Annotated in this window: 13 protein-coding genes; 6 read left to right on the forward strand and 7 right to left on the reverse strand. The window is 70.6% G+C overall.

All coding sequences use genetic code 11. From position 1 onward, the window contains the following. Genes I4U41_RS05920 through I4U41_RS05935 form a run of 4 tightly spaced genes read left to right on the forward strand, consistent with a single transcriptional unit; the run spans position 1 to position 3,806 of the window. Complete coding sequence (locus I4U41_RS05920; protein ID WP_242524997.1) at positions 1-504, forward strand: FixH family protein; 504 nt, start codon at positions 1-3, stop codon at positions 502-504. Next, positions 501-2,912 carry a heavy metal translocating P-type ATPase gene (locus tag I4U41_RS05925; protein ID WP_242524998.1) on the forward strand — a complete coding sequence of 804 codons (2,412 nt, stop codon included), beginning with the start codon at positions 501-503 and terminating at the stop codon, positions 2,910-2,912. Before I4U41_RS05920 ends, I4U41_RS05925 begins: the two co-directional genes overlap by 4 nt. Then, positions 2,909-3,097, forward strand: a complete 189-nt coding sequence (gene ccoS / locus I4U41_RS05930; protein WP_206860164.1) for a cbb3-type cytochrome oxidase assembly protein CcoS — start codon at positions 2,909-2,911, stop codon at positions 3,095-3,097. The genes I4U41_RS05925 and ccoS overlap by 4 nt, the downstream gene beginning before the upstream one ends. Then, entirely contained in the window at positions 3,087-3,806 is a 720-nt protein-coding gene (locus tag I4U41_RS05935) for a sulfite exporter TauE/SafE family protein (protein WP_206860165.1), read from the forward strand. The genes ccoS and I4U41_RS05935 overlap by 11 nt, the downstream gene beginning before the upstream one ends. Before the next feature lie 18 nt (positions 3,807-3,824). Here the strand turns inward: I4U41_RS05935 and fnr are convergent, their stop codons facing one another. Then, positions 3,825-4,613 carry a fumarate/nitrate reduction transcriptional regulator Fnr gene (gene fnr, locus I4U41_RS05940; RefSeq protein ID WP_206860166.1) on the reverse strand — a complete coding sequence of 263 codons (789 nt, stop codon included), beginning with the start codon at positions 4,611-4,613 and terminating at the stop codon, positions 3,825-3,827. A gap of 540 nt (positions 4,614-5,153) precedes the next feature. Here fnr and I4U41_RS05945 point away from each other — a divergent pair. Both I4U41_RS05945 and I4U41_RS05950 read left to right on the forward strand, forming a co-directional pair. Next, positions 5,154-5,702, forward strand: coding sequence for an outer membrane beta-barrel protein (locus I4U41_RS05945; RefSeq protein ID WP_206860167.1), 549 nt, complete (start codon positions 5,154-5,156; stop codon positions 5,700-5,702). 163 nt (positions 5,703-5,865) lie between these two features. Further along, complete coding sequence (locus I4U41_RS05950; RefSeq protein WP_206860168.1) at positions 5,866-7,149, forward strand: APC family permease; 1,284 nt, start codon at positions 5,866-5,868, stop codon at positions 7,147-7,149. 90 nt (positions 7,150-7,239) lie between these two features. On the opposite strand, the gene I4U41_RS05955 is transcribed toward I4U41_RS05950, so the two are convergent. The 6 genes from I4U41_RS05955 to I4U41_RS05980 all read right to left on the reverse strand — a co-directional run bounded on the left by I4U41_RS05955 (position 7,240) and on the right by I4U41_RS05980 (position 11,273). Next, a complete protein-coding gene (locus I4U41_RS05955; RefSeq protein ID WP_206860169.1) occupies positions 7,240-8,004 on the reverse strand; it encodes an N-acetylmuramoyl-L-alanine amidase in 765 nt (254 codons plus the stop codon). Positions 8,005-8,095: 91 nt separating this feature from the next. Next, positions 8,096-8,533, reverse strand: coding sequence for a hypothetical protein (locus tag I4U41_RS05960; protein WP_206860170.1), 438 nt, complete (start codon positions 8,531-8,533; stop codon positions 8,096-8,098). An 86-nt stretch (positions 8,534-8,619) separates the two neighbouring features. Beyond that, on the reverse strand, positions 8,620-9,525 hold the full coding sequence (gnd, locus tag I4U41_RS05965; RefSeq protein WP_206860171.1) for a phosphogluconate dehydrogenase (NAD(+)-dependent, decarboxylating): 906 nt from the start codon (positions 9,523-9,525) through the stop codon (positions 8,620-8,622). A gap of 383 nt (positions 9,526-9,908) precedes the next feature. After that, positions 9,909-10,325, reverse strand: a complete 417-nt coding sequence (locus tag I4U41_RS05970; RefSeq protein ID WP_206860172.1) for a hypothetical protein — start codon at positions 10,323-10,325, stop codon at positions 9,909-9,911. 69 nt (positions 10,326-10,394) lie between these two features. Then, positions 10,395-10,946 (reverse strand): lipocalin family protein, encoded by a 552-nt coding sequence (locus I4U41_RS05975; RefSeq protein WP_242524999.1) that lies wholly within the window; start codon positions 10,944-10,946, stop codon positions 10,395-10,397. A gap of 111 nt (positions 10,947-11,057) precedes the next feature. After that, positions 11,058-11,273, reverse strand: coding sequence for a hypothetical protein (locus I4U41_RS05980; RefSeq protein ID WP_206860442.1), 216 nt, complete (start codon positions 11,271-11,273; stop codon positions 11,058-11,060). Positions 11,274-11,371 lie beyond the last annotated feature (98 nt).

The raw sequence follows: 11,371 nt of genomic DNA on the forward strand, positions 1-11,371 counted from the left end.
ATGGCCGCAAAAACCCGCAATCCCGTGATGTGGCTGGTGATCGGCCTGCCGGTGCTGTCGATCGTGGCCGGCGTCGGCCTGGTGGTGATCTCGGTGCGCAGCGGCGGCGGCGACGCGGTGATCGACACCGTGCAGCGCACCGCGCAGATCCAGACGACCGAACTCGGGCCGGACGAACGCGCGCAGTCGATGAAGCTCTCCGCCGTGATGCATGTCGATGCGAAGGGCCTCGAACTGCTGCCGGTCGGCGGCGCGTTCTCCAGCGGCGAGGTGCCGCGCGACGTGCCGCTGACGCTGGTGCTCTCGCATCCGAGCGACGCGACCCTGGACCGCAGCGTCGAACTTCGCCCGAGCGAACTGGGCTGGCACGCCGACCTCGCGCTGCCGCTCGATCACGACTGGCTGCTGCAACTCGCGCCTGCCGACACACGATGGCGTCTGCGCGGCCGGCTGATCGCCGGACAGGGCGCGGCGCATCTTGGTCCGGCGCTGCGCGACGAATGACGATGGACGCGGCGCTGCCACTGCGTGAAACGCACGCCGCCGGGCTCGGCCTCTGCCACCACTGCGGCGAGGCGCTCGCGCCCGATGCGATCCGCGACGGCGACCGCGCGTTCTGCTGCAACGGCTGCGCGGCGGCATCCTCGTGGATCCGCGAAGCCGCGCTCGGCGATTACTACGCGCTGCGCACCTCGCCCGCCGGCCGCGTTCAGGCCGACGCCGCCGACTTCGGCGCCTGGGATCGCGACGTCGTGCTCGCCGAACACAGCCGCATCGTGCCCGGCGGACGCGAGATCACCGTGCTCACCGACGCGATGCGCTGCGCCGCGTGCGCGTGGCTGATCGATCGCGCCCTGCGCCGCCAGCCGGGCGTGCTCGACGCCGGCGCGAATGCCGTCACCGGCCGCATCGTGGTGTCGTGGGATCCGCAGCGCGTCGCGCTGTCCACGCTGATGCAGCGCCTGTCCGCGCTCGGCTATCGCCCGTGGCTTGCGACCGGCGAAGCACGCGAACAGGCGCAGCGTCGCGAGCGCCGCCGCTGGCTGATGCGCCTGGGCGTGGCGGGCCTTGGCGCGATCCAGGCGATGATGTTCGCCGAGGCGCTGTACCTGGACACCACGCAGCAGATGCCGGTCGCCACGCGCGATTTCTTCCGCTGGATCACCTTCCTGGTGTCCACGCCGGTGGTGTTCTATTCGGGATGGCCGTTCCTGGAAGGCATGTGGCACGAACTGCGCGGCCGCCGCCTCGGCATGGACACGCTGATCGCCGGCTCCACGCTGCTCGCCTACATCGCAAGCCTCGTGGAAACCCTGCGCGGCGGCACCCACGTCTGGTACGACGCGGCGGTGATGTTCGTGCTGCTGTTGCTGGTGGCGCGCACGTTCGAACAGCGCGCGCGCGGCATCGCCAGCGCGCAGGTCGACGCGCTCGCGCGTGCGCGCCCCGCGCTCGCCGTGCGCGAGAAGGCCGACGGCGGCGCCGAACAGATTCCGCTGGGCGACATCGCCGTCGGCGACGTCCTGCGCGTCGCCGCCGGCGAAGCGGTACCCGCCGACGGCGTGCTGCTCGACGGCGCCGCATCGTTCGACGAAGCGCTGATCACCGGCGAATCCACCCCGGTGCGCCGCGACGCCGGCGAACCCGCGCTGGCGGGCAGCATCTGCCGCGAGCGGTCGGCGCGCCTGCGGGTGGTGCGCACCGGCAGCGACACGCGACTGTCGCAGCTCACCCGCCTGGTCGAACAGGCGCAGTCCACGCGCCCGCAGCTGGCGCGCGCGGCCGAACGCGTGGCCGGCGGCTTCGTCGTCGCGCTGCTGGTGTGCGCGGCGGGCACGTTCGCGTGGTGGCACGTGCACGATCCCGCGCGCGCACTGGAAATCACGCTCGCCCTGCTGGTGGTGAGCTGCCCGTGCGCACTGTCGCTGGCGATCCCGACCGCGCTGACCACCGCGCACGGCGCGCTCGCGCGGATCGGCGTGCTGGGCGTGCGTGAGGACGCGCTGTCGACGCTCGCCCGGGTCGATCGCGTCGTGCTCGACAAGACCGGCACGCTCAGCAACGGCCGGCCGGAACTGGATCGCGTCGCGACGTTCGGGCGCATCGACGCAGCGACGGCATTGTCGATCGTCGCGGCGCTCGAACGCGGCAGTGCGCATCCGCTCGCGCAGGCGTTCGCGCACGTCGACTCCGATCGCGTCGCGCACGGCGTGCACGCGGTGGCCGGTTGCGGCATCGAAGGCGACGTGGACGGCACGCGGTGGCGGCTTGGCCGCGCCGATTTCGCCGCCGCGCGCGCGGACGACGGCGCGCTGTGGCTCGGCGACGGCGCTCGCGGGTTCGCGCGCATCACCGTGCGCGAAACGATGCGGGAAGGCGCGCGCGAAGCCGTGGCCGCGCTGCGAAAAGCGGGCGTCGCGGTCGAACTGTGCAGCGGCGACGCGGGCGATCCCGTGGCGGGCTTCGCGCGGCAGGTCGGCATCGACGCGTTCCATGCGCGGCAGTCGCCCGAGCAGAAGCTCGAACGCGTGCGCCAGGCGCAGGCGCGCGGCGAGATCGTCGCAATGGTCGGCGACGGTCTGAACGACGCGCCCGTGCTCGCCGGCGCCGACGTGTCGCTGGCGATGGCCGAGGGCGCCGCGCTCGCGCAACGCGCGGCGGACTTCGTCGTGACCAGTCCGTCGCTGCTGCGCGTGCCGCAGGCGATCGTGCTGGCACGGCGCACGCAGCGCATCGTGCGGCAGAACCTCGCCTGGGCGCTGGGCTACAACGTGCTGGCGATCCCGCTCGCCGCGACCGGCCATGTCACGCCGTGGATCGCCGCGCTCGGCATGGCCGGTTCCTCGCTGCTGGTCACCCTCAACGCGCTGCGGCTGGGCCGGCGCGAACGCACTTCGCGGAGGACCGCATGAACATCCTGCTGCTGCTCGTCCCGATCAGCCTGGTACTGCTGGGCATCGCGATCGCTTCCTTCGTGTGGGCGGTGCGTCGTGGCCAGTTCGACGACCTGGACACCCCGGCCATCGACATCCTGCGCGACGACCCGCAGCCCGTGCAGCCCGGCGACGCGCGCGATGAGGTGCGCGATGGCGGTTGACTGGCTCACGCTCGGCGCCGCATCGCTCAGCGGACTGCTCGGCGGCGCGCACTGCGCGGCGATGTGCGGCGGCATCGCGACGGGGTTTTCCGTCACGGGCAAGCGCTCGATCGCACCGGCGCTGGAAGCGAATCTCGCGCGTGTGGGTGGCTACGTCATCGCGGGCGCGATCGCCGGCGGCCTCGGCCACGGCATCGTCGGCGTCGCGCGCATGGACGGGCTCGCGACCGCGCTGCGCATGCTGGTCGGGCTGGTGCTCGTCGTCGTCGCGCTGCGCCTGTTCGATCGAACCGGACGGCTGTCGGCGCTCGGCGGTCCCGGCGCGCGCATGTGGGCGTGGCTGCGTCCGCTGCAGCAGCGGCTGCTGCCGGCGGATTCGCGCGCCAGGCGCATCGGCCTGGCGGTGCTCTGGGGCTGGCTGCCGTGCGGGCTGAGCACCACGCTGCTCGCCGCGGCGTGGCTGCAGGCGAGCGCGATCAACGGCGCGCTGACGATGCTCGCCTTCGGCCTCGGCACGCTGCCGGTGATGCTGCCGCTGACCTGGAGCGGCGCGCGCCTTGGGCGCTGGCTGCAGACGCGCTGGCGCAATGCCGGCGCGGCGCTGGTGATGGTGGCGGGATTGCTGACGCTGTCGGCACCGTGGCTGATGCAGGTCCCGCAACTGCACGCGGTACTGTCCGCGCTGGGCTGCGTCGCGCCGACGGCGTGAGGTCGGAAACCCCGCCGCCTACGACGCGTTGCGCGTGCGGCGCGCGCGCGGGGTTTCTTCCTCGATGCCGTGCGCCAGGCGCTTGAGTTCGTCCATGTCGAGGACCTCCACGCGGCGGCCGTGCACGTCGATCACGCCATCCTCCTGCAGGCGCGTGAAGCCGCGGCTCACCGTTTCCAGCGCGAGGCCGAGGTAACGCGCGACGTCCTCGCGGCTCATCGGCAGCTTGAACTGCGTCGGCGACTGGCCGATCTGACGGAAGCGCTCGCCCAGTCCGTGCAGGAACAGCGCGATGCGCTCGTTCGCCTGCCTGCGCACCAGCATGCCCATGTGGTCGTGGTCGCGATTGAGGCTGTGCCCGATGACGCGCAGCAGCTGCTGCTGCAGGCCCGGCAACTGCGCGGCGACGTCGGTGAGCTGGTCGAACGGGACTTCGCACACGTTCGCATCGCCCAGCGCGACCGCCTCGCAGCGATGCGAGCCGCCGCCCAGCGCGTCCAGCCCGATCAGTTCGCCGGGCAGATGGAAACCGAGCACCTGTTCGTCGCCGTCCTCGCTCAGCGTGACGGTCTTGAACGCGCCGTCACGGGCGACGTAGACCGAGGAAAGGGTATCGCCGATGCGGAACAGCCGTTCGCCGCGATTGATGGTGCGGCGACGGCGGACGATGTCGTCCAGGCGATCGAGTTCAGGCCCGCTGATGCCCGCCGGCAGGCAGAGCTGCTGCAGCGAGCACTGCGAACAGCTGCGACGAAGATGCGCGAGATCCAGGGGAGCGGGACTGTTCATCGTGCGCCATTGTCGCATGTCCGATCGTGCAGTCGTGGCGCTGCCCCCGGGGCGTATTGTCCATGCACGCAAGCGAAAGGCGGCCGAAGCCGCCTTTCGCGCCACACACCCGAGGTTCCGCCCTCTTCCGGGGCTCGCGATGCCGCCGGGAACAGGACGGCGAATCATCGCGAGCGCACTGTGCGCCGCCACGCATGAACCTGCGCGTGATCGCGGGCCGCGCGTGCACGTGCGCTTAACCCGCCCCTGCGGCTTTTCTGCTTGCCCGTGGCTGGGAATGTGATCGCGTCCGCGTTCGGCGTCGCATGGACGCGGCATCGCGAGCATCGCGGCCCCGGACGACCGCGCGCATGACCTTGCCGCCATATCCGGCAAAGATCGCGTCGAAAGTTCCAGTCGCGGGACAGTGTTTCCCCGAAGTCCGGCCTTTGTTCCCCGGATGCAACGCCCATCTCCTTCGTGCAGCGATGGCCGCCCAGGCATTCCGCCAGGACCCGTCGCACGAAAAGCGCCGCTCCCTCCCCCACTTCGCGGCGCGCATGCAGGAGTCGATTCGCAATGAAGAAGCACAACACCTACAAGAACAAGCTGCTCTCCACCGCCCTGGTCGCCGTGGTCGCCAGCGCCGCCGCCTTCGGCGCGCAGGCCGCGGACAAGGGGTTCTACGCCGGTGCGGGCGTGGGCCAGTCGTATGTCGACGAAGGCGCCTACGACGACGAGGACACCGCGTACTCGGTCTTCGGCGGCTACCAGTTCAACCGCTATTTCGGCCTGGAAGCCGGCTATGCCGACTTCGGCAAGCTCGAGCCGCGCGGCACCGGCACGCCGCTGGAAGCCAGCTCGGTCTACCTGACCGCCGTCGGCACGGTACCGATCACCGACCGCTTCTCCGCCTACGCGAAGGCCGGTTTCCAGCGCTGGGACCTGGACCGTTCGATTCCGTCCATCGTCGGTAACACCGACGACAACGGCACCGACCCGACCTACGGCCTGGGCGTGCAGTACCGCTTCACCGACAACGTCGCGCTGCGCGGCGAGTACAGCCGCTTCGAGGTCGAGGACACCGATCTGGACCTGGCGCAGATCCAGGTGCGTTACGACTTCTGATACGCCCGGCGACCAGGAGTGAGGAACGGGAAACGAGTGGGGAAACCCGCTCGTTTTTCGTTTGCCGCATCGACTGGTTTCTCGTTCCTCTCCACGGGTTCCTCGTTCCTCTCCGCTCATTCCCCGTATTACTCTCGGCGCTGGCCGACCATGGACCACGCCCTTGGACCAGCCCGACGCTTCACCCGGCACGCTGCGCGCGGTCAGCCGATGGCAGATCGTGGGACTGTCGATCAACGACGTGATCGGCAGCGGCATCTACCTGCTGCCGGCCGCCGCCGCGGCGCTGCTCGGGCCGGCGAGCCTGTGGGCCGTGCTGCTCGCCGGTTTCGCGGTGAGCCTGCTGGTGCTGTGCTACGCGCAAGCGGCGAGTTACTTCGATGCGCCGGGAGGCGGTTATCTGTACGCACGCGAGGCGTTCGGTCCGTTCATCGGTTTCGAAGTCGGCTGGATGCTGCTGCTCACGCGCGTGGCGACGGCGGCGGCGCTGGCGAACGGGCTCGCCGAAGCGGTCACGCATTTCTGGCCCGCGGCCGACGCGGGCTGGGCGCGCGTGTCGATCGTCACCGGTTCCCTCGGCTTGCTGGTGGCGATCAACGTGGCCGGCGTGCGCGCGGCGGCGAACGCGGGCGTGCTGCTGGCGATCGGCAAACTGGTGCCGCTGGCGTTGTTCGTCGCGATCGGCGCGTTCCACGTCGACGCCGCGCTCGCCGCGCCGATGGATGCGCCGCTGACCGCGCGCCCGCTCGCCGAGGCGGCGCTGTTGCTGCTGTTCGCCTACGCCGGCTTCGAGAACCTGCCCGCCGCGGCCGGCGAATACCGCAATCCGCGTCGCGACGTGCCGTTCGCGTTGCTGACGATGATCGCCACCGTCACGCTCGTGTACGTGAGCGTGCAATGGGTCGCGCTCGGCACCCTGCCCGGCCTCGCGCATTCGACGACGCCGCTCGCGCAGGCGGCCTCGCGTTTCTCCGGCGAATGGCTCGCGCTGCTGATGACGGTTGGCGCGAGCGTGTCGATCCTGGGCACCAGCAGCAACACCGTGCTGATGGCGCCGCGCTACCTGCTCGCGCTGTCGCAGGACGGCTACGGGCCGCGCTGGCTCGGCGCGATCCATCCGCGTTTCCGCACGCCGACCGTGGCGATCGTGCTGATCGGCGTGGTGTCGCTCATGCTCGCGCTGTCGGGTTCGTTCGTGCAGCTGGCGCTGCTGTCGGTGGTGTCGCGGCTGTGCACGTACCTGGGCACCGCCGGATCGGTGCTGGTGCTGCGCCATCGGCACGGTGATCGCGCCGATGCGCTGCGCCTGCCCGGCGGCGCGCTGATTCCGGTCGCGGCGATCGCGTTGAGCCTCGCACTGCTGGCGAGCGCGCAGGTGGAGAACCTGATCGCGGCGGCGATCGCGTTGCTGATCGGCGCGGTGGTGTATCGGTTTCGCAGACGGTGATGCGTCCCGGGTGCGGCCTCCGGCCTTACCCGGGCTACAACAGCGGCGTGGCTTTTGTGGCCCGGGTAAGCGAAGCGCACCCGGGGCTTGTCACGGCGCAGGCGTCGATGCTGGCTCCGGCATCGCCATCAACTGCCGTTGCAGGTCGAACAGGATCTCCGCATCGCCCGGCAACCACTGGGCTTCCTCGTTGCCGCGGTAATGGCGATGGAACGCGCGCAGCGCCGCGTCGGGATCGCGCAGGTCGTAGCCGACCAGGCGCAGCGCCGCCCACGCATCGAAGCCGGCCGGTGCGGGCACGAGCTGCGCACGCGGCCACAAGCCATGGCCGGCATCGGCCAGCTGCTTCCACGGGAACAGCACGCCGGGATCGCGCTTGCGCGTCGGCGCGATGTCGCCGTGCCCGATCACCAGGTGCCGGGGAATGTCGAGCCGCGAGGTGATGTCGTCGAGCAGGCGGATCAGCGCGGCGACCTGCGCCTGGCTGAAAGGCTCCACGCCGTCGTTGTCCAGCTCGATGCCGATCGACGTCGAATTCAGGTCGCTCACACCACCCCAGCGCGAGGCGCCCGCATGCCATGCGCGCTTGCCTTCGGCGACGAGCTGGTACAGCGCGCCGTCGTCGCCGATGAGGTAATGCGCGCTCACGCGGCCGCCGGAATTGCGCGTCTGCAGCGTGAGCAGCGCCGCTTCCGCGCTCTCCATCTCCGTCTGGTGCAGCACGATCATCACCGCGCCGCGCGGATCGTGGTTGGGCGAAGGACGCCACGCCGCGAGCGGGTTCCGCTCGGGCGGTGGCGTCGTTGCGCAGCCGGCGAGCGCGGCGATCAGCAGGGCAAGCGCGAATCGATGCATCGGTCGGGAGCGGCTCGATGGGAACGCGGCGAGTATAGGCAGGCCCGCACCCGGCGTTATCACGCGTCGCCCGTCCGACCGCGTTGCCGGATCAGCCCAGCCAGCCGCGCGCCGCCGCACGGCGCGAATACCACAGCAGGAACAGCGCGATCGCCAGCAGCACGACCGGCATCGTCAGCGCCGCCGGCCCGAGCACGGTCCATGCCGGCGTCGCGATGAAGGTGCCCAGCACCTGCACCACCAGTGCGACCAGCGAGAGCAGGAAGAAGCCGGTCGCCCAGCGCTTCTTCGCCAGCAGCCCGATCGCGCCGAGCACGCCGCCGAACACGGCCAGCGCGTACGGCACCTGCAACCATGCCGGCGTCGCGTCGTGCAGCTGGCGCTGTTCCGGCGGCATCATCGCGAGCTGCTCCGGCGTGGCGAGCAGCTGCATGAGGAACGCTCCGACGCCGAGCAGGTTCCAAAGCAGCGCGAAGATGGCGATCAGCCAGTAGCTGATCGGACGCGAGGTCATCGTGGCGGTCGTCATGTCGATCTCCCTGGCGGTAGCCGTAACGCGGCGACAAGACTAGACCGATGTCGCGCTGCATCACGCATTCCGCCGACCGGCGGCGTTCATTTCCGCTTGATCGCATGCCCGCCGAACTGCGCGCGCATCGCCGCGAGGAGCTTGTCGGCGAACGAATCGTCCTCGCGCGAACGCAGCCGCTCCAGCAGCGAGAGCGTGATCACCGGCGCGGAAACGTCCAGCTCGATGGCTTCGGCCACCGTCCAGCGGCCTTCGCCGGAATCGGAAACGTAGGGCGCGATGCCGGCCAGCGTCGGATTCTCCTCCAGCGCGTTCGCGCTGAGATCGAGCAGCCACGAACGCACCACGCTGCCGTGGCGCCAGATCTGCGCGATCTGCGCGAGGTCCAGCGCGAAGTCCGCACGCTTGTGCAGGATCGCGAAGCCTTCGGCGTAGGCCTGCATCATTCCGTATTCGATGCCGTTGTGGACCATCTTGGTGAAGTGGCCGGCGCCGCTCGGGCCGACGTGGCCCCAGCCGCGATCCGTCGCCGGCGCAAGCGCTTCGAACACCGGCCGCAGCCGCTCCACTGGCCCGTCCTCTCCGCCGATCATCAGGCTGTAGCCTTCGCTCAATCCCCACACGCCACCGCTGGTGCCGCAATCGACGTAGGCGATGCCGTGTTCGGCGAGCATGCGCGCGCGGCGCATCGTGTCCTTGTAGAACGAATTTCCGCCATCGACGAGGGTGTCGCCGCGCGACAGCTGCGGCAGCAGGTCGGCGATGGTGCGGTCCACCGGATCGCCGGCCGGCACCATCATCCACACCACGCGCGGCGCGGGGAGGCGGTCGAGCAGGGACGCGAGCGAGTCCACCGGCTCGATGCCGCCCTGCGCGGCGCGATCGCGCGCCTGCGCGCCGGGATCGAAGCCCACCACGCGATGCCCGTTGCGCACGAGCCGCTGTGCCATGTTCGCGCCCATGCGGCCCAATCCGATCATGCCCAGTTCCATGCCGACTCCGATGACAGGCGGCCGATGCGCCGCGGTGGCGACAGGATGGCGCATGCGCGGGCGCAGTTCATCCTTGGGGATGTGTGCTAAGCGCGTGTGAAAGGGCCGACGAGCCGGGCCTGCGCGCTGTTGCTGCCCCTGCTTGAAGGGGCGGGGAGGGACGCTTGCGCGCATGCCGACGAACGCCATCGGGCCATGCCCGGCGGCCGCGCGGTTGGGGAGGGTGCGAAGCCGCGACAGCGGCGAGCTTCAGCGCCGCAACGGAAGAAACAGAATCGAAAAGCTGGGACCGCGCACCAGCTCGGCGCCATCCCGCGTCACACCCCTCCCAACCTCCCCCTGCAAGCAGGGGAAGGAGAAGAGCTTCAGGCCATCCGCCGCACTCAATGCGGCAACGACGGTGCCGCCGAAGGCACCACCGGATCGCGCTCCATCCGCTCCTGCTCCAGCGCCGCGAGGTGCTCCTCCAGCGTCAGCCCCACCGCCGCCGCCTCGCGTGCCGCGGCGTTGAGCAGCGGCGGCGAAGCCTCCAGGCGCAGTTCGCGCCCGGCGCGCTCCTGCACGGCGACGACGTGGCGCAGCATCGCCAGCGCCATCGCGGCGCTGTCGCTGCGCGCGGCGACCTGGCCGCCGAGCACCAGCAGCCATTCGCCATCGCGCCAGCCCACGCCGCCGATCGCCGCGTCGTCGGCATCGAGCAGCTGCGCATGCGGCTGCAACGCCGCGCCGAGGCGGCGGATCGGCCGGCCCGGCTCCTTCTTCTTGCGGGCGTCGCGTTTGGCCTTGGAATTGCGGGACATGGAATCACTCGGGACCGGGGCGCGCATTCTAGGCCGTTCGCGTCGCCGGGGGCGTCGCGATCCGCCCGTTCAGCGAAGCGGCGCCATCACCTTGAGCTCGCGCAGGTTGTAGCCCTTCATCGCCGCGTTCGCCTTCAGACGCTGGAACAGCGCGCGGTTCATCTCGGGCTGGCGGGAGAGGATCCACAGGTGCTCGCGATCCGGCCCGCCGACGACGGCCCACTGATACTGCGGATCCAGGTCGATCACCCAGTAATCCGCCCAGGTCATCGGCAGCCACGCGAGCCAGTCGGGCGCGAAGCGCACTTCCAGCGCGCCGGGCCTGCCTTCGACCGGGCGCGCGATGCCGTCGGAAACGTCGGTCGTGCCGTCCTTCGTGCGGCACGCGTTGCGCACGCCGACGGTGCCATCGGCGTTGGGCGTGTAGGTCGCGGTGATGTCGCCCACGCACTGGCGCTGGAAGAACATCGGCAGATGCGCGATCTCGTGCCAGAGGCCGCTGTAGCGCTGCAGGTCGAGCGCCTCGACCGGGACGTTGACCTGCTCCTGCGCGCGCACGGGCGCGGCGAGCGCGACCAGCAGCACGAGCGCGGACACGAACGGCATTCGGGATCGCGGCATGGCAGGTCCTCATCGCCTGGACCTGCAGGGTCACCGTGGCCGTGTCGTTTCCGCGTGAGCGGTCGTGCGCGGCCCGGTGCGACCGAAGGCGCCCGCCTCGGGGGGCGAAGCTCAGCGGAACGGCGACAACGCCGTCGTGCCGCACACCGACGACACCGCGTGGCTGTGGAAGGTGGCGCGACGGCGGCGGCGTTCCAGGCGCGCCTCGCGTGCACGCCTGCGCGCTTCCTCCGGCGTCGGCGCGGTGTCGACGCCTGCGAGCGACATCGCCAGATCCACGTCGTGGATGTGGCCGTGATGGAACAGCAGACCGGTGAAGAGGTTCATGGCGGGACTCCCTGTCTTGACGTGCGTCCATCGTGCGTCGCCGACGGCGCGCGAAAAAGCGACGTTTCTGGAAGGCTTTCTTGAATGCCATTCAAGGC

Source organism: Lysobacter changpingensis, assembly GCF_017308985.1.
GTDB lineage: Bacteria > Pseudomonadota > Gammaproteobacteria > Xanthomonadales > Xanthomonadaceae > Lysobacter_J > Lysobacter_J changpingensis.